This is a genomic window from Bacillus sp. JCM 19034 (genome assembly GCF_001310635.1).
In the GTDB taxonomy this organism is placed as follows: domain Bacteria; phylum Bacillota; class Bacilli; order Bacillales; family Bacillaceae_D; genus Halalkalibacter.
The window spans coordinates 160,021-178,829 of sequence record NZ_BAXR01000002.1 but is presented as its reverse complement, the minus strand read 5'-3'; the positions used below and the strand labels follow the sequence as shown (position 1 = coordinate 178,829).

At 35.6% G+C, this 18,809-nt stretch carries 13 protein-coding genes and 2 pseudogenes; 1 reads left to right on the top strand and 14 read right to left on the bottom strand.

The genetic code is table 11. The features are described 5' to 3' along the window. Window positions 1-37 precede the first annotated feature (37 nt). Window positions 38-622 (top strand): restriction endonuclease, encoded by a 585-nt coding sequence (locus JCM19034_RS20840; protein ID WP_082393736.1) that lies wholly within the window; start codon window positions 38-40, stop codon window positions 620-622. A 96-nt stretch (window positions 623-718) separates the two neighbouring features. Here JCM19034_RS20840 and JCM19034_RS04405 read toward each other — a convergent pair whose 3' ends face one another. The 14 genes and pseudogenes from JCM19034_RS04405 to JCM19034_RS04340 all read right to left on the bottom strand — a co-directional run bounded on the left by JCM19034_RS04405 (window position 719) and on the right by JCM19034_RS04340 (window position 18,513). Then, window positions 719-1,372 carry a methyl-accepting chemotaxis protein gene (locus JCM19034_RS04405; protein WP_370621825.1) on the bottom strand — a complete coding sequence of 218 codons (654 nt, stop codon included), beginning with the start codon at window positions 1,370-1,372 and terminating at the stop codon, window positions 719-721. A gap of 223 nt (window positions 1,373-1,595) precedes the next feature. Continuing rightward, the gene (locus JCM19034_RS04400; RefSeq protein WP_062047631.1) at window positions 1,596-2,537 is read right to left on the bottom strand and encodes a sensor histidine kinase; all 942 of its coding nucleotides are present in this window, start codon (window positions 2,535-2,537) and stop codon (window positions 1,596-1,598) included. A 751-nt stretch (window positions 2,538-3,288) separates the two neighbouring features. Then, entirely contained in the window at window positions 3,289-4,254 is a 966-nt protein-coding gene (locus JCM19034_RS04395) for a glycosyl hydrolase family 53 (protein WP_197276341.1), read from the bottom strand. A gap of 19 nt (window positions 4,255-4,273) precedes the next feature. Continuing rightward, window positions 4,274-6,463 (bottom strand): alpha-galactosidase, encoded by a 2,190-nt coding sequence (locus tag JCM19034_RS04390; protein ID WP_062047629.1) that lies wholly within the window; start codon window positions 6,461-6,463, stop codon window positions 4,274-4,276. A gap of 51 nt (window positions 6,464-6,514) precedes the next feature. Beyond that, entirely contained in the window at window positions 6,515-7,192 is a 678-nt protein-coding gene (locus JCM19034_RS04385) for an SDR family NAD(P)-dependent oxidoreductase (protein WP_062047627.1), read from the bottom strand. Between the two features lie 468 nt (window positions 7,193-7,660). Then, window positions 7,661-8,622, bottom strand: a pseudogene (locus JCM19034_RS04380) (alpha/beta fold hydrolase). A 10-nt stretch (window positions 8,623-8,632) separates the two neighbouring features. Continuing rightward, window positions 8,633-9,595 carry a mannose-6-phosphate isomerase, class I gene (gene manA / locus JCM19034_RS04375; RefSeq protein WP_062047625.1) on the bottom strand — a complete coding sequence of 321 codons (963 nt, stop codon included), beginning with the start codon at window positions 9,593-9,595 and terminating at the stop codon, window positions 8,633-8,635. Between the two features lie 114 nt (window positions 9,596-9,709). Next, window positions 9,710-10,654 carry an ROK family protein gene (locus JCM19034_RS04370; RefSeq protein WP_062047623.1) on the bottom strand — a complete coding sequence of 315 codons (945 nt, stop codon included), beginning with the start codon at window positions 10,652-10,654 and terminating at the stop codon, window positions 9,710-9,712. A gap of 144 nt (window positions 10,655-10,798) precedes the next feature. Beyond that, a pseudogene (locus JCM19034_RS04365) lies at window positions 10,799-11,721 on the bottom strand (1,4-beta-xylanase). Between the two features lie 22 nt (window positions 11,722-11,743). After that, a complete protein-coding gene (locus JCM19034_RS04360; RefSeq protein WP_062047621.1) occupies window positions 11,744-12,937 on the bottom strand; it encodes an AGE family epimerase/isomerase in 1,194 nt (397 codons plus the stop codon). 261 nt (window positions 12,938-13,198) lie between these two features. Then, window positions 13,199-14,200, bottom strand: a complete 1,002-nt coding sequence (locus tag JCM19034_RS04355) for a substrate-binding domain-containing protein (protein ID WP_062047619.1) — start codon at window positions 14,198-14,200, stop codon at window positions 13,199-13,201. A gap of 493 nt (window positions 14,201-14,693) precedes the next feature. After that, window positions 14,694-15,479, bottom strand: coding sequence for an EAL and HDOD domain-containing protein (locus JCM19034_RS04350; protein ID WP_062047617.1), 786 nt, complete (start codon window positions 15,477-15,479; stop codon window positions 14,694-14,696). After that, complete coding sequence (locus JCM19034_RS04345) at window positions 15,476-15,931, bottom strand: EAL and HDOD domain-containing protein (protein ID WP_062047615.1); 456 nt, start codon at window positions 15,929-15,931, stop codon at window positions 15,476-15,478. The genes JCM19034_RS04350 and JCM19034_RS04345 overlap by 4 nt, the downstream gene beginning before the upstream one ends. A gap of 506 nt (window positions 15,932-16,437) precedes the next feature. Beyond that, the gene (locus JCM19034_RS04340; RefSeq protein ID WP_062047613.1) at window positions 16,438-18,513 is read right to left on the bottom strand and encodes a beta-galactosidase; all 2,076 of its coding nucleotides are present in this window, start codon (window positions 18,511-18,513) and stop codon (window positions 16,438-16,440) included. Window positions 18,514-18,809 lie beyond the last annotated feature (296 nt).

Sequence of the window (18,809 nt, the reverse complement as noted above, 5' to 3'; positions counted from 1 at the left end):
TAAGAATAATTTTTTGTTTTTTGGGGACTCTCTCTAAATAAGGAGGGATGAGCAAAAATGGCAAAGCGAACCGTTCAAAGAAGACCTTACAGTCCCATTATCTTTTTCTAGCTACATACTCACTAATCCAACTATATCATGTTCAGACTCAACTTTTTATATTACGATATCATTTTGCCTGCTGTTAATTGGTGCCATACTATCGAAACGCCTTTATCAAAAGAAAAAAGAAGAGACTCAGTATTTAAGTAAGGAAGACTTCAAACAATTATTAACCTTTCTTTTTAAAAGACAGGGATATTCTGTTAACTCTGTGAAGAAACAAACGCCTATTGCTGATCTTATATTACGGAAAAAAGGGAGTAAAGTAGTTGTTCATATTATGACAAGCCATAAATCTATCTCAGCAGATAAAATCACAGAAGTTAAAGATAATAGACATAAATTAAAAGCACAAAAAACGATTATTGTCTCGAACAACAACTTTACAGAAGAAGCAAAAAAGGTGGCAAAAGCTTACAGGCTTACATTAATGGATTATGAAACAGTAGAAGCAATGATTGACGCGATCAAGGCACCAAAAGGAAGCACCGCTTTATTGTACGCGTTCGCTCCCTTTTAACGAAACCTGAACTATAAGAATTCGAATGATACTAAGATGTAGCCGTTACAACCTGCTATTGCAATAGGAAATGTAACGAGCTACACGATTAATAATTTACAACTTAAATTTATTTATTTGTTCCTCTAGATGACTCATCGTTTCAGCTAAATCTTGTGCTAAATGTCCTAATTGAGTAGCGGCAGCTGCTTGTTCCTCTGTAGTAGCTGTAACCTCTTCTGTTGTTGACGATGAAACTTCGGCGACTTTCACCATTTCTTCAATTGCGTGACCTACTTTATCTTTTGTTCCATTTATATTACGTATTGATTTTTCTATATCTTGTATTTCTGAAATAATTGTACCAGTGTCTTCAATAATTTTATTAAAGGATTCTCTCGTTTCGCCAATCGCGGTCGTTTGTTCATTAAATAAGACAATTGATTGATTAACGAGTCCCACCGATTCCTCCGTTACACCTAAAATGTTTGAAATGACTTTTTCTATTTGTAGTGTTGATTGCTTAGATTTCTCTGCAAGTTTCCGAATTTCAGCAGCAACAACCGCAAACCCTTGTCCTGCTGATCCACCTGCACGTGCCGCTTCAATGCTAGCATTCAACGATAGTAAATTGGTTTGATCACTAATATTTCTAATTAATTCAATAATTTGACGTATTTCCGCAACATCCCCACTTAGTTTCACGATCGTAGCTTCAACACTTTTAATATTTTCACCGACAGCTTCATTCTTGTCAGTCAATCCTTGCATGGACTGTAACGATTCTCGGCTTAATTCCTGGGTTTTTACTGTTGCATTAGTGACATTTTGTACGTATTTAGTAACTCCCTCAATTTCATCGGATAATACATTCATCTCTTTGTTCGTATTTTCTGAATAGTTAACCTGCTCGACGGCACCTTTAGCTAACTCTTCTATCGCTACTGCGACCTGCTCAGCCGTTTCAGATGATTCAGATGAAATTTTATTTAAGTTATTTGCACTTTCCACAGCACTCTTTGAAACCTTTTTTATTTTCATTTATAATTGCTTTAAAGTTTGCGACCATTTTGTTAAAGCTTCGCCCTAATTGACCAATTTCATTAGAATACAAATAATCAGATTTCACTTTTAGATCACCATTCTCAGCTACCTTCATTAAATGAACAAGGTTGTTTAATGGCTTTGTAATCGTTAGTGTTAAGAATAAGCCAACTCCAATCGAAATAATTGCAAATAGAGCAATCACGCCCAGAACAAGATAAAGAAGAGCATTCATTTCCCTCAATAAAAATTCTTCAGGTGTTGTAACTATGATCGACCAACCTGTTGAACCTTCATTTACTGAAACTAATTGTCCATTTGTATCAACATTTCCTTCATAACTTCCCCCAACAATCTCTCTCTTATTGCTTGACACAATTTGTCCGTTTGTATCAACAACATAGATATTTTGTCCTGAGGATGGGTCAAATTGGTCAAAAATCCCATTAAAAGCAGATAGATTTACGGTTAATACTAAAACACCTAATTCATTTCCAGATTGTCCAGTCAATCGACGCATTACATACAAATGTCCATAGTTATCTTGGTAACCAGTAAACCATACTGCTCGATTCGACGTTTGGCCTAATAGCTGGGGTAAATCATTTTCAACAAATAATTCCGTATCAAATTCTGTATTTCGAGAACCCATCAACGTTCCATCACTAGTAATAAAAAAGAAATTACTAAAATAGGTATACGAAAAGATTAAGGACGACAGAGATGAAGATACATCTGTTTGTGCTCGCATTTGTTCAAACTGGTCCTCATAATCTTGATTCAAAATATCCATTAAATCAGTATTCGAAAAAGGCATCATTGTTACCTTTTCCGCTTCTTCAATAACAGTATCGATACTATATGTAACTTGTGCGGCAATTTCCTCACTCATTGCCGATGTTTTATTAAAAATCGTGTCCTTAGATATGTAATATACGAAACTACCAACTATAGTACTTGGAACAACACTTAGTAGAATAAAAAAACAATTAGCTTCTTTTTTAAAGTCATTTTCTTTTGAATTGATCCATCTTTTAGCCCTTCTAATTCGGGAGGTTGCTGATGCTTCAAAAATGATAAACGTTTATTTTTTGAACGCCATAGCTTACTATTCTCCCTTAATCTATGATACAACTGTGTTATTTTTAATGGTTTGTTATTGTTTTTTTAAAACGGTTAATTAGCTTACGCATAAGCTCTCCTCCTAAAAACGTGTTATATAAAATGTTTATATTAGTGACTTTTTAAAACAAATCTTCACTCATATTTATGCCAACGCTTACATTTAATAATGAGACATATTCCTTAAAACTTTTTACCTATTTAAACTATAACTCAGCAGGAAAATACAGTCAATAAGAACTTGTTTTCTATCACTATTTTCCTTATATTATAAATAATCATATAAAAAGACTTACCCAAAAGGTAGCTTAACCTATTTCGATAAGCTCTTTAATTATCATGAAACACAATCATTTCATTCACGCAAAGGTACTGCTACAGATTCTTTCATCAATCAACTCTTAATAAGTAGCTTCTCAGCAGAAAATTGACTATGTTTCCTTCTAATGTTCATTATAAAAGACATAAAAGGTGCCCTAAAAGATATATCAAATCTTTTAAAGCACCTTTTATTAGACTACTCAAACTTCCTTACTGTACCATTGCTTTAGTACAACTTCTGCCTTTTTCCCATAAATGTCGAAACCAACATCCTCCTTCGCCTTCTCAAGCGGATAAAGTTCCGTCTTCCAATCCCACCAGAAGAAGCCCGAGAACCAAGGTACATCCCAAAATACTTTAAGCACAGAACTATAAAACTTCGCTTGCTCTTCCTCATCAAACGGAAGCTCTGTATGTTCGAAATCCCATGGCATTGTCGCACAGCTTTTTGCACTTCTACACCCAATTTCTACAAAGACGATAGGCTTTTGAAATTTCTCGTGAATTCTTTGCAAACGATCCCTAACCTTTTCCCAATTTTTGATCATATTTTCTTCTGAATCATCTGGCACTTCTGCAACTGGATAATAAGCACTAGTTCCAATTAAATCAACTTCGTCAAACCAGGCAACCCCTTCTTCCTTCCCATGATTGGCATTGTATATGAGTAACCCGTCATAATTTGCTTTAACTTCTTTTATTACTTTCTTCCATTGTTCTGTTCTCGATTCAGTATTGACCATCTCACAACCAATACACAGCATCTCACACTTAAGCTCTTGGGCCAGTTCAGCATAGTGAACTAAGAAATTTGTATATGATCTGAACCACTTATTCCAGTATTCATCCGCCTCTTGTGGAAATCCAATGCGAGCTCTCCATAATCCATCACGTGAATTTACAACTGGTTTTAAACATACTTTTAATCCAAATTCTTTTGCTTGCTTTACCGCAAACTCAATATCTCTGTCAGTCATTGTAAAACCATAATCAAATACAATATCTGTTGACGAAAAGCTAGATTGAAATGTATAAAAGGAAAGTGCAATCCATTCGCTCCCTGTATCCTTCAATTTCTTCATCGATTCTACCGCTTCTTGAGTACGATATGCACCACGTGTCGAATTCCAGCCATACGTCATACCTTTAATAAAAATTTCTTTCATACTAATCTACACCCCTTCACTATTCATCGGTCGCTTCTAATGTCCACATCACACTTCGAAAATCACCATGTAATTCAGGAATATTAATGCCAGCGTACATAAGTTCTTGTCCTAAATAAACTTGATCTAATTCTTTTATATGATATTGTATATCTGGATCTAGCCCTCTTAATTTCACCTTTTCGAAAGGGGCATTCGCTTCAGCTAACGTACTAAAATAAGCTACTACAGCTTTTGTACGATTTTCCGAAACGAACATCCACGAAGCATGGGGTTGTATAAATGGATTTTTCAACCTGTAAAAATCACCAAATTGGATAATTGGTCTCACTTGTTTATACCATTTTATTTGTTTTGTAACTTGTGCTCTTTCTAGTTCTGAAAGTTTCGTCACATCCAGCTCATAGCCAAAGTTTCCAGACATCGCTACATGCCCGCGAATGTCAAGTGATGTTATTCGATTCACTTGATGGTTCGGAACATCCGAAACATGGGCGCCAATCGAGCTAATCGGATATACTAAACTAGTACCATATTGTATTTTCAATCGAGAAATGGCATCTGTATTATCACTAGTCCACGTTTGTGGCATATAATAGAGAATACCTGGATCAAATCGTCCACCACCACCAGAGCAACTCTCAAAAAGTATGTCAGGAAATGCGGTTGTTATACGCTCCATCACGTCATATACACCGAGAATATAACGATGAGCCGTTTCGCGTTGACGCTCTGCAGGTAACTTGGTAGAGCCAACTTCAGTCATATGACGATTCATATCCCATTTAACATAGCTAATATTAGCACTCTTTAGAACATCAGATAGCCGCTTAACAATTTCATCACGTACCTCTTTTCTACTACAATCTAGGATAAGTTGATTGCGCCCTTCTGATCGTCCACGATCCGGTACATGAATACACCAATCAGGATGCTCGCGATATAAGTCACTATTAACGGAAATCATTTCTGGCTCAAACCATAACCCAAACTGCATATCGTTGCTTACAATCTCCTCTGCTAAACTTTCAATTCCATTAGGCAGTTTCTCTCGATCGACAAACCAGTCCCCTAATGAACCGTTATCACTATTGCGTTTACCAAACCAACCATCATCGAGGACAAATAGTTCCATCCCTAGCTCTTTTCCGTTTTTAGCTATATCTACTATTTTATTTTCATTAAATTGAAAATAAGTAGCTTCCCAGTTATTAATTAAAATCGGTCGTTCGCGATCACGGTAGGTACCTCGACATAATCGCTCTCTATATAACTTGTGAAACGTATGAGACATTCCACCCAATCCTTGGTCGGAATAAACCATTACAACCTCTGGTGTTTGAAATTGCTCATTTTCCTTGAGCAACCAAGTGAAGTCAAACGGGTTAATACCAATCGTCACCCGCGAGTAATAAAACTGATCAACTTCTACAGAAGCTTGAAAATTACCGCTATAAACGAGACTAAACCCATATACCTCCCCAGCAGTTTCAGTCGTATCAGGTCTCACTAGTGCTATAAACGGATTAAATTGATGACTGCTCGCTCCGCGCCTACTTTCTACCATTTGGATCCCCGATCGCAATTTTTGCCTTTCCATATAACGCTCTCGCGACCAGGCACCTGGTAGTGTAATCAGTTCAAATTCTGATTCACGAAAGTCGACATTAGCACTTCCCACTTTCAGTAACTTAATCTCTTTAGTTCCATCGTTTATGAAAACTGCAGAACGTGTAATAACGTCATATTTTAAATATACGGAATAGCTCAGAATGACGCGCACATTTGTTATTTCGTCGATTAATGTGATTTCTAGCGTCTCTGCTTCTTCATCACATTCCACATAAGTTGCTGGTAAACCATCAAGTGGCTTTTTTCCTTTCATCATTTCATGAGATTCATATTTAAAATTCGTAACCGTTGTTCCATTATCTAATTGCATTTGATAAGCGGGCACATGAAAATCGGTATTACCAAAGGCTGGGTACTCTTGAGGCATAGTATCTAATGAAAAGAACGGTTCATTTTTGTCTGGATTAGGAGAAAATGAACGATCTTTAAAACGTAATGCTGTTCCATGATTGTAGGAATTAACTCTTTTTCCCCAATATAAATGGGCTAAATATCCGTTATATACTTGTAAAATATAACTCGTATGATCAGATTGTATGTGAAATGTCTTAGTTTCATTTTCAAATGTTATTGCCATTTTCCACTCTCCTTATCCTCTACTCAGTGTTCTTCACACATTTTTAAATCTTCATCTCAGCACCTTCATAATTAATAAAAAACGAATCGTTAGCGATTTTTTATCACCTAAGGCTATCGATAGAATGGCTCTAGCACTTTCACTCGGTTGTAACGGTGCTAGCCCACCACCCATATCCGTCTTCATCCAACCTGGATGGATCGCATAAACAGTGTAATTATGTTCATTAGTTAACGCTTTCATTTGCTTTGTAAACATATTCAATGCGGCTTTAGAAATCGCATATGAAAAGTCACCACCATACGCATTTGTGATACTACCCGCTTCCGAAGAAATGTTTATAATTACTCCTGAATTTTCTGGCATTAGTTTAAGAAAATGCTTTGTTATTTGAATGGGGGCAACAAGATTAACATCTAACGTATGTTTAAAGTCTTCCATTGACAATTGTTCTATCGTTTGTTCTCTTCCAACAAGAACAGCTGCGTTGTTGATCAGAATATCAATACATATTTGTTTTTCCTGTAAATCATCAGCTACTTGTTTTATAAATAGTTCATTTGTTATATCACCTTCATATAGGATGATACGATTCTCGTCTAACGCCCTTACTAGCTTTTTATCAGCAAATTGTCGAACAGCTCCAATAACTGTATGACCTTTATCGATCGCACTTTTAGCTATTTCAAAACCAAGACCTCTGTTAACACCTGTCAAAAAGATATTCATATAACTATCCTCCCATAGTTTAAACGTTGACTACCAACATTACAGATGATATTTACTCAACTGAAAGCAGCCACGCCTTTATAAAAAAGGAGCCTCAATGGACAACATCCCGTTGTTCCTTGGCCCCGTTTTGAGTAGCAGTCATTATATTATTTTATTGAACCTTCTGAATCTCCATATGTATAAACATTTAGCACCTAGTTAAGTTATTTTATTACATGGACTCTATTAAATTATTTGTAGTTATCATAATGAAAACTATCTAGGTTATTTTGTAAGGTAATCGTTAAAGTTCCCCATAACCACATCTTATAATGGTAGCGCTTACGTGTCAACCACCAATGTCAAATTCAGTTATTAATGCAGCTTACAATCTTCCCCATGTAATCCTAGCATCCAATTTTTATGCCGATTACATCGAGGTGTCTCAAAAGCGATTCTTTTAAGACACCCCTTACAAAACAGCCATTATATATCTAGAATATATTGAATAATACGATCAGGATGGCCTGGTAACTCTTCATGTCCAAAGTCTTGGTATAGTTCATAGCATTTCGACGATTGAATCTTATTAAATACGGCAAATTGAGTTGATGGTGGGCAAACTGTATCCATTAGTCCGATCGCCATTAATACATCTGCTTTTATTCTAGGTGCTAAATGCTGTATATCAATGTAGCCAAGCTTTCTGAAAATCTCATTTTCTCTTTTATGCTGCGGATCAAAATGTCGAAAATACGTTTTAAGTTCATGATAAGCATCTTTAGCTAAATCCATTTCCCATACTCTTTTATAATCACTTAAAAACGGGTAGACAGGTGCTGCTTTTTTATTCGAGGTTCCAGTGCGGCACAAGCCAATGTTAAGGCTCCACCTTGAGACCAACCTGTTGCTATTACTTTCTCTTCATCCACTTCTGGTAATTCCATCACAATACGAGCAATTTGTGCGGTATCTAAAAAGATATGGCGAAACAATAAGTCGTCTGCTCCTTGATTATCTAAACCACGAATAATATGACCTTGATGTGTATTCCCCTTCACACCACCTGTATCTTCTGAATACCCCCCTTGTCCACGTACATCCATTGCAACAACCGAATAACCCAACGATGCAAAGCTCAATAATCCTGCCCATTCTCCCGAATTACTAGTATAACCATGGAATTGAATAACAGCTGGATGTGGCTTTTGTCCATTCTTGGGCTTCACATACTTACAATGAATTCTCGCTCCTCTTACACCAGTAAAATATAAGTGATAACACTCTGCAAATGGTACCTGAAAATCACTAGGTACTAATTCTACTTGAGAATCGACAGCTTTCATTTCCTTTAACGCTCTTTCCCAATATAAATCAAAATCATCTGGCTTTGGGTTTGTTCCTTCGTACTTAACTAATTCTTCAATTGGCATATCAATCAATGGCATGTTCTTCCACCTACTTTATTTTATTTGAGTAAGAATAAATAATTTCAGCATTTCCGATTAATTCATAATCCTTTACAGATGCTGGAATAATAAAATGAGAACCTTTTGAAAACGAATAAGAGTTTCCTCCCGTTACAATTTCACCTTTACCGCTAATAACACTTACTAATAAATAGTCATCTTTATTCTCTGCTTTATAGGATCCGTCTAATAACCCATGAAACACTGTAAAATATTTTTGCGAAACAAGTTTTATCTCTGTCAAACCTTGATTTATCGATTTCGTTTGTTTTAAAGGAATATCTTGGTGAGGAATCGTCGTCACATCAATTGATTGTTTTAGATGTAGTTCACGTTTATTCCCTTGATCATCTGTTCGGTCGTAATCATAAACACGATAAGTCGTATCAGAGCTTTGCTGTGTTTCAAGAATCAACGTCCCCTTCCCAATCGCATGTACGGTGCCACTTGGAACGTAATAAAAGTCTCCTGGTGAGATAGATACCTTTTTCAATAATTGGTTCCATTCTCCCCTTTCGATCATACCAACAAACTCTTCTTTCGTTTGTGCATGATGTCCTACTATCAACTCTGCTCCTTCCTCACAATCTATCACATACCAGCATTCAGTTTTCCCAAGCTCACCATTTTCATAAATTTGAGCGTATTCATCATTCGGATGAACTTGAACTGATAAATCTTTATTAGCATCTAATATTTTTACTAATAACGGAAACTGATCACCTTTTTCATTTCCAAATAACTCTCGATGCTCGTCCCACGCTTCCTTTAAAGTCTTTCCTGCTAACGGACCATTTTTAATCGTTGATGGTCCGTTCCCATGTGCTGAAATCCCCCAGCATTCTCCCGTTGTTTCTGTCGATATCGTATAGCCAAACACATCCCTTAGCTTCGTTCCACCCCAAATGCGATCTTTGAATTTCGGCTTTAAAAAAATCGGCTCATTATACATTATTATCCCCTCTTACAACAATAGAATCAATGTCACAATGGATTTTCTAATATTTTCACGCATCTGCTAAATTAAGCTATATACTTGATTGTTATCACGATCTGATTAATAGACTTATATATGTGCTTTGTTATATTTCACTAATGCCGCAGCCCCAATTAATCCAACATCGTCACCTAATTGAGCCATCTTAAACAGTAGGTTATCTGCTAGCGGTTTCATTGCCTTTTCTTTGGCAAATTCAATAGATGGCTTTAATAAGTAATTTCCTACTTTGCTAACACCACCACCAAATATAATCATTTCAGGATTATATAGATGAATGACATTTAATAGCCCCGCACCTAAATACTCTCTCGTTTCTTTAACAATTTCTACTGCAAGTGGATCATTTAGTGTAGCCGCCTCAAAAATATCTTTTGAAGTTAGTGTTTCTTTATTTCTAAGTATGCTTGTCATAGAGCTAAGTCTTAATGCTTCTATCGTTCTATTAACAATTCCAGTACCTGATGTGTACGCTTCCAAGCATCCACGATTACCACAACCACATAATGGTCCATAAGGATTTAGGATCATATGGCCAACTTCAGCAGAACTACCATTATTACCTAACAGCAAATGACTGTTATCAATAATCCCCGTCCCCACACCTGTACTTATTGTCATATAAACGACATTCTGTTTACCTTTGCCCGCTCCGAAATAATATTCTCCTAAAGCTGCTGCATTGGCATCATTATTCAAAAAAACAGGCAACTGAAAATGTTCTTCTAAAATCGCTCGTAATGGTATCCCTTCCCAACCTGGTAAATTAGGTGGAGAAAGAATAGTTCCTTCAAATACATCTAGAGGTCCGGGGCAGCCAACTCCCATTCCCACTAGTGATTGTTTACGATCTGTTTGAACTGTCTCAACAATCTCAATCAGGCGTTTAATCACGGCATCAGGCCCCTCATCTGCCTTCGTTAACGTATGATTACGCTTAATCATTTCACCATTCTCATTAAATAATCCTGCACGTATTTGAGTTCCTCCTAGATCAATCCCAATTGAATACAAGCCGTTCCCCCCTACTTTTTATTCAGTTTTCATGTAACCGCCTATTCCTTAATAAATATATTAGAATAAACTTGAAGAAAGTCGATTATACAAAGGCACTAAAAAGGTGGAGCCAACCTCTTTTTAGTGCCTCTTTTATTTTGTTCAATAAAAATCTCTTACTGTTTTCTCTGCTTTCTTCCCATACATGCAATAATCATCATTAGCGAAAGCTTGATCACGTTTATATAAGTGTGCTGGCCAATCCCAAAGCATATAACCACGAAACCACTCTTCACCATCAAGCTGCGAAAACATAACTTTAAAGTATTCATTCTGAGCTTCTTCGCTACAATGTCCTTTATTAAAATTCCAATCATTTGGAATCATTGGTGAACCAACGCGACTTGGACACCTGCTTCCATAAAGAAAAACGGCTTATTCCATTTGTTCACAACTTTGCGAATCCTCTTTATTTGCTCATCCCATGAATCAATTGGATAATAACCACTTGATGAGATAACATCAACAGCATCCCACCATTTCACCTGTCCCTCTTGATATTTATCACAATTATACGTAACAATACCTGAGTACACTTCACGTACTTTGCGAATTAATTCTCGCCACTGGTGTTCACGACGATCAGATTGTACCATTTCACAACCGATACAAAACATTTCACATCCTGTTTCTTCTGCTATTTTGGCATAATACAAAATAAATTCCTCATAACTCGTAAACCAATCTGACCATTTAGGTTCACATGGAACGTCAAGGTCAAAGAAATTAATGTGTGCTCTCCATGTACCGTCAGTACAATTTACAACCGGCTTTAAACAAACTGACAAACCAAGTTGTTTTGCATCATTAATAGCCCAGTAAATCTCATCATCTGATACGACATTGCCTTCTTTGTATTTTATTTCTGTCGATTGAGCTGTTTCTTGTAAACCTTGAAATGCAATCGCTGTCCAATTTATGGCTAAACGCTCTTTCATTTCTTTCATCGAGTGCTTTGCTTCATCCGTTGCCCATTGACCCCGAATACCAACCCACCCCCAAGTCATACCTTTAATGAACTTCATGGCAACGCTCCTTTTATCATTGTTAAACTACTTTAATACGTTCGAGCATTTCAAAGCAAAATCTTGAATTATGATATGGACATTTCCACGGCTCAACCTTTGGGAAATCTCGATAGACGGTATTATTTTCATCTAGCTTCCAAAACCATTCACCATTCTCATGATCTAGCAAGTGTTTTTTTGTATATTTCCACAGACGATAAACTGCATTTAAATAGGCCTCATCTTTTGTTAGTTGATATGCATGATAAAAACCAACCATTGATTCAGCTTGAACCCACCATACTCGGTCTTTATCTATATGTCCGTTTTCTTCTAACTCATTGATGACACTTCCATCATGGTCAATACCTTCTTCTAGCACCTTCTCCGCCATTTTCAATGAAACAGCTTCGACCTTTTGTAGCAAAGATTCATCACCTAACACTTCCGCGGCCTCATATAATAACCAACTTCCTTCAATATCATGTCCATATGAAACAACGGTGGAAGCTGGTCTCCATTTCTCGTCAAAGAACAAAATAAATTGATACGTTTGTGGATGAATGATTTGAGCTATTGTTACTTCAATCAATTCCTTAAGCTTGTTCTTTAGGCCGTTATCTTTCCATACTCGAAATAAATTTGTATATGCTTCTAGAATATGGAGGTGTGTATTCATAGACTTTGCTGTATTTAAATCTTTTCCACTTAGCCTTACATTTTCATCCTTCCCCCAAGTTCGAGTAAACGCTTCCAAATATCCTTTATTCTGTTTATCATAAGCGTGTTTTTCAATTAGTTCATATAAATCTTTAGCGATTTTTAAGCTCTCTTCATTCCTAGTGGCCAAATAATATTCTGATAGACCATAAATGGCAAAAGATTGATTATATATATGCTTACGGTCATCGACCGGATTCCCTTTATAATCAACCATCCAATAAATACCGCCTTCATCGTTATCTATGAACGATTCAATTAGAAACGAAAAAGCATGATTAGCTATTTGCAAATAACGCACATCTTTTAACGTTCGATATGCTTTTGAATAGCTCCAAAGGATACGAGAATTCAATATTCCTCCTTTATTCGCTTCCATATCAATTGTTTGGTCATTTGCTATATAGCCATAGAAACCACCCTGTTCATAATCAACGGTGTGTTCAATCCAATATGGCAAAATGTCATTAGTAAGATGCTTTTCAATTTGTTGTCGTAATTCTAATTGTCTCATTTCTGCTCTCTCCTCTCACATATTAAAAGCTCTGCTCAAGCTGTCATAAAGTGAATTCTATAAAGAAGCAATTCATGAAGACATACCCTTATTAAAACATGAATAAAAACCTTTTAGTTTATCGTTTAAGTTACAATTCGTATAATAACTTGACACCGCTTACTTGTCAATACATTGCTGCTACGTTATTTATAAGAAGTTGGTAAACAAAAAAGATGTTGAAAGTGGTCTCTCTCAACATCTTTTTATTCCCTTGAAAGATTATTCAATTGGTTTAACCGATTCGCGATGTATAATTTTACCTTTAATTAGAACACGACCTGAATTTTTATGCTCATTTTTTACCTTTTCAATAATAAATTCAACAGCTACTTTAGACATTTCCTCAATGTTAACTTCAACAGTCGTTAATGGTGGTTCCGTTAATGTTGAATAAATATCATTATCAAATCCTACTACCGAACAATCTTCAGGTACAAAATACCCTAGTGCTTTTAGTTTATTCATTAGATGGTAGCCAATTTGATCACAGTTACATACGAAAGCTGTTGGTAGCGGGTCAGGTATATTTAAATCAATATAATTACCTTGTTCATCCCGGTCATTTATAACATAGTTTTCCTTTAAGTCTATGTTATGTTCTAATAACGATTTATAATAACCTAAGAAACGATCCTGGATACTACTAGTGGAATTTATATTACCGACAAATGCAATATCCTTATGCCCCAGTTTAACAAGATAATTCGTCAATTCATAAACCCCATAGAAATTATCTGTAATAATGGAATCTATATCAGAATGATCTGTATAAAAGTCTAAGAAGATTTTCGGGATTTTATTCTCTGTAAGCAAATCAATATACTTTTTACTAATTTGCCCTAAAATGATAAAACCATCAACTTTACTATCATAATACGTTCTTGGCAATTGTAATTTACGTTCATCTTCAGCAGATAAAACTTGCAAAATCCCATAATAATTATACTGTTCAAGCATTGTCGTAATATGTTGATAAAATTTCAAATAAAAGTTACCACCAGAATATCGCTCTGGTATAATGATACCGATGTTATAGGAAAGTCCTTCTTTCATTGATTTTGCTACCGCATTAAAACGATAACCCATCTCTAGTGCGAGTGTTTTTATTTTTTCCTTTAGTTCATCACTTACTCCCTCTTTATCATTTAATGCTTTTGAAACCGTTACACTACTTACACCAATTCGATTTGCTATATCTCGCATCGTAATATTATTTTTCATAACAAATGCACCCCCTATACTCATTTGTCTAGTGTTTTAAAGAAGAAGGTACCGCAAAAAGTCTTCCTTGACCCTTTGTGATACCCATAAAAAAACAATTTTCATTCTATATACTTAGAATACTAATCAACGCATAATCATGCAACTTTTTTTACTTGAATTACTTACTATTTTTAAGTAATCCTAAATTTTTATCCACTAGCTTCTTACGGAGCTTAGCATTTACGATTGCATGAATTGGGTTTTCTTGTATCAGAAATGTATAGTCAATCATTTCTCAGCCATAGTTGCTGCAACGTGATACCGGAATTTTCTTCATGATAGAGAACTCCAAACGCTTTAGTTAATCGTTAACTCAATTATCATAACAGATGCTATATTAATTAGGCTAAATTGACTAGTAAATAGATGTAACTTCATCATTAAAGCGCTTCCGTTAATTTCTCAATGCTCCCTCAATCTAATCAGTTTTATATTGGAGGCAAAGGAGAGATTACAAGGAAAATTGCTCTATTATTTCTTGAACATTTTTAATTGCAAGAGTATATGTATCGAATAAAGTGGCAGGTGATATTGATAGACGTTCAGATATATGATCAATTTTCTCCCATTCCGCCCTTTCTAACGCTATTGCAGCATCTAGAACGGGTTTATATATATTGTCCTCACCTAATAATGCCCCTTTTATGCTACGTTCTAATGGCAAATCTTCTACAATTTCTTGTATTGGTCTCATCAAGATCATATCCATTAAGGAAAACATTCCAACTAAAAAATAACTAGAAGCAACGTTCTTCATATTGGAATACGATCCTATTAATTCACAAGTTTTTGCACGAATGAGGCAAAGCTTTATTGCTTCATCAATTCCTTGTTTTTGATTTCTATTACTCTGTTGAAAAGCTAATAAATAAACCCACTTTTTAATCTCATCTAATCCTAACAGCATAATCGCATGCTTAATTGAATGAACGGTTGAAATCAAATGAAATGTGGAGGAATTAATTAATTTTATTAATTTATATGATAGTGACACATCTCTTTCAATCATCTCAGATATCCGATCTATGTTCGGATCGCTTTGAATAAGTTCATGCATAATCTCTACATAGATACTTGAAAATGTATTTACATCTTTGGAGCTTATAACAGCAGGTTTATAAAAAAAGTAACCTTGGAAATAAACGAAACCATCTTCTAAGCAGTGAGTATATTCTTCTCGTGTTTCAACCTTTTCAGCTAAAAAATCAATTTGATAGGGGCGTAAATGGTTAATCATTTTTTTCGCTTATCTCTAGTTGTTTGCCTTATATCAACTTTAATAATATCAACTAACTGATAAATTCTTTCTGAGACCTCCACTAGCTGCTCATAAACAAAGTCATCTAAAGCAATTTTGTATCCTTTGTATTTTAACTGTTTACAAATTTCAATAATTTCACTTGTCAACTCGACCGTTTCCAATATTTCTACAACGATTAAATGAGGAGGAAAATATGTTACGACTCCTTTTTTCAAGAGATTTTCAGTAAAGTTAATGAAACAAGGCTTACCCTCGGACATTTGATCAATGCCAATCGTAAAAAAACTATTAATCAAAACATCTGTTGTTGCAACATCTCCATCAATGTTATTAAACTTATTTTCATCATTGCTACGATATAAAAGTTCATATGCAAATACTTCTTCATCCCTAGTTAATATCGGTTGGCGTGCAACAAAAACTTCCATTTCTCTACCCCTCTTAACCTATTAAAATATTACTATTATAATACCATTATTCGGGTAATAACTACATGATTTGATGCAAATGGATTAAAAATTCATTATAAGTTTTTAAATCGACTTACACGATCCGACTTATTAAGTAACAGTATACTGTTTTTAGGTAATATATAATTGCACCCTTAAGTCAAGGTATGAACAAAAGAAGTGACTTTCCAAAAGTCGATGAAATAAGTGAATAAACAATTCTTAGACTGGACGGAGAAACAATTTGCATAAGGGAGACGTAAAATTATATTACTAAATGGTGGGTGAATAATATCTATCTGTTTATAAGTCTTCATTGAAGGATAGGGTGCAGGCTTTATTGCTTTTAAAATTAAGGTAAGTGTCAAAAAGCAAACATACTTTAAAAGGGATAAAGAGGTTGAAAGATTTTCGAAAAATAATAATCCTTATTAAAAAGGGAGTGCCAAATTTAGACCATTGATCCATTTGACACCCCTTACCCTTTAGCCAATTATATTAGAAGACTTTAAAACTAAAACATCATAAGGCTTTATTGTTACGATATTTAGATGAATATGCTCATTCGTAAGGAGGTTTTCATATTGCCCATCACGAACGCCAACCTGCTGCTCCTTATTTGTAAAGTTCATTAAAAATAGATAATCGTGTACCCCATCCGTTCTTCGACTTAACGACACACCTTTAGGTACTTGTGTTGATGCTTCCTTTCGCACTTCAGCTAGTTCAACAAGCTTACTAAAAAACTCTTTGTTAAAAGGCTCTTTATTGCGTGATGCAATATAATATGCCTTTCCTTTTCCATATGTATTCACAGTAACTGCGGGACGATGTTGATAGAAATCTTCTGTATAATATGCTAACGATTCCGCTCCCTCTAAATGGATCAAATCGCAAAGTTCATATGCCGTAAACTCCCCATCTAATCCAAGTTTATTTCCACCTTTAAAACGAACTCCGTTAGTTTGTTCATCATGTAAACCATCGATTTCTTCCGACCAAATGCCTAGAACTTGACGAAGTGGTCCTGGAAAACCAGTTAAAAATGTTAAATCATTCTCATTAACGATTCCAGACCAATACGTTGACACGAATATTCCACCTTCTTTAACAAAGTGTTCAATTCGTTCACCAACTCCATCTTTTATCATATACAGCATTGGTGCAACTACGATTTTATATTTTGATAAATCAGCCGTCATATCAATGACATCAATTCCTACCCCTTGCTCCCAAAAAGCTTTGTAGTGCTTTAAAATAGTCTGTTCGTAATGAATGCCTTTATTACGAGGGCCTTGTGCATCTTTCAGTGCCCAACGGTTTTCTGTATCAAAAATAATAGCCACTTCTGCATCAACCGTTGTTCCAGCTACCTCTTGTAGATTTTCTAATGCTTCTCCAACATCCGAAACCTCTTTAAAGACACGTGTATTCTCATGGCCCACGTGGTCAACGACTGCTCCATGAAACTTCTCACTTGAACCACGACTTTTCCGCCATTGGAAATATTGCACAGATTCTGAACCATGTGCTACCGCTTGTAATGAGGAAAGAAGATGCATTCCAGGTCGTTTTAACTTACTAACTGGCTGCCAATTCGTTAAGCTAGGCGTGCTTTCCATAAGATAAAAAGGCTGGCCACCTTTTAAAGACCGAAACATATCGTGATTCATTGCCGTCCAAGCAGCGATGTCCGTCTCATCATCACTGGCATGCCATGTTGGGTATGAATCCCAAGAAACAAAATCAACAACTTTAGCAAAATCAGAATATATTAACCCTTCAAACGTATCCATAAAGTTCGTTGTTGCTGGTAACTCAGGACGAACTTTCTTTAATGGTTCTAATTCATGTTCATAAAAATTAATTGTTTGATCACTAACAAATCGTTTCCAATCAAGATTTTGCCCGTGAACCATCTTTTCACCGTGCGGAGCAGGCGACTCCACTTGACTCCAGCTAGAATACGTATGACTCCAAAAAGTTGTCCACCAAGCATCATTTAAGTTGTCTAAGGTGCCATACTTATTTTTTAGCCAATTCCGAAAAGCATTTTGACAATAATCACAATGACACTCTCCACCATATTCATTTGAAATATGCCAACCGATAACAGCTGGATGGTGGGCATAACGTTCAGCAAGCAACGTATTCATAATTGTAACTTTCTCACGATATACTGGTGACGTAAAGCAATGATTGTGCCTCCGCCCATGAAGATTACGAACACGATTTGAACCAACTCGCAGCACCTCAGGATAGGCCTCTGACATCCATGCAGGTCGTGCACCACTCGGCGTTGCCAAAAAGGCGAAAATACCATTTTCAGCAAACGTATCTAACACATGGTCTAACCATTCAAAATGAAATACCCCTTCCTCAGGCTCAAGCATAGCCCAAGAAAAGATTCCTACAGACATCACATTACATTTAGCTTTTTTCATTAAACGAATATCCTCTTTAAATACCTCTGGATATTTCAGCCATTGCTCCGGGTTATAATCTGCTCCATGTAGCATGCCTTTTACCTTTTCATTAATTGCTTTAAAGCGTTTGCTCATTTTCATCACCTTTCTCAATTTACTTTATTATTTTCTGAGGACACTCGAAATTACAAACTGCTCCCCATTATAAAGCGTTTACAAATATTTTGATATATTCATTCTAAATCTGTAGTTAAATACCTCTTCCTTTAAAATATACTATTCATATTACCTAGTATACTATATATGTTTCTCTTATTCCGCAGCATTGTAACTTTATCAAAAGTTATCATATTAATACTATTCTGAACATTTAAATTCTAGTCTGGGATTAATAACAAAACATTCCCGATTCCCATGAAAAGGAAATCGGG

Excerpts from the sequence above, each read along its gene's own strand:
- JCM19034_RS04405 (WP_370621825.1), bottom strand. The coding sequence starts at position 1,372 with ATGCAAGGATTGACTGACAAGAATGAAGCTGTCGGTGAAAATATTAAA.
- JCM19034_RS04400 (WP_062047631.1), bottom strand. The coding sequence starts at position 2,537 with ATGAGTGAGGAAATTGCCGCACAAGTTACATATAGTATCGATACTGTT.
- JCM19034_RS04395 (WP_197276341.1), bottom strand. The coding sequence starts at position 4,254 with ATGAAAGAAATTTTTATTAAAGGTATGACGTATGGCTGGAATTCGACA.
- JCM19034_RS04390 (WP_062047629.1), bottom strand. The coding sequence starts at position 6,463 with ATGGCAATAACATTTGAAAATGAAACTAAGACATTTCACATACAATCT.
- JCM19034_RS04385 (WP_062047627.1), bottom strand. The coding sequence starts at position 7,192 with ATGAATATCTTTTTGACAGGTGTTAACAGAGGTCTTGGTTTTGAAATA.
- manA (WP_062047625.1), bottom strand. The coding sequence starts at position 9,595 with ATGTATAATGAGCCGATTTTTTTAAAGCCGAAATTCAAAGATCGCATT.
- JCM19034_RS04360 (WP_062047621.1), bottom strand. The coding sequence starts at position 12,937 with ATGAGACAATTAGAATTACGACAACAAATTGAAAAGCATCTTACTAAT.
- JCM19034_RS04355 (WP_062047619.1), bottom strand. The coding sequence starts at position 14,200 with ATGAAAAATAATATTACGATGCGAGATATAGCAAATCGAATTGGTGTA.
- JCM19034_RS04350 (WP_062047617.1), bottom strand. The coding sequence starts at position 15,479 with ATGATTAACCATTTACGCCCCTATCAAATTGATTTTTTAGCTGAAAAG.
- JCM19034_RS04345 (WP_062047615.1), bottom strand. The coding sequence starts at position 15,931 with ATGGAAGTTTTTGTTGCACGCCAACCGATATTAACTAGGGATGAAGAA.
- JCM19034_RS04340 (WP_062047613.1), bottom strand. The coding sequence starts at position 18,513 with ATGAGCAAACGCTTTAAAGCAATTAATGAAAAGGTAAAAGGCATGCTA.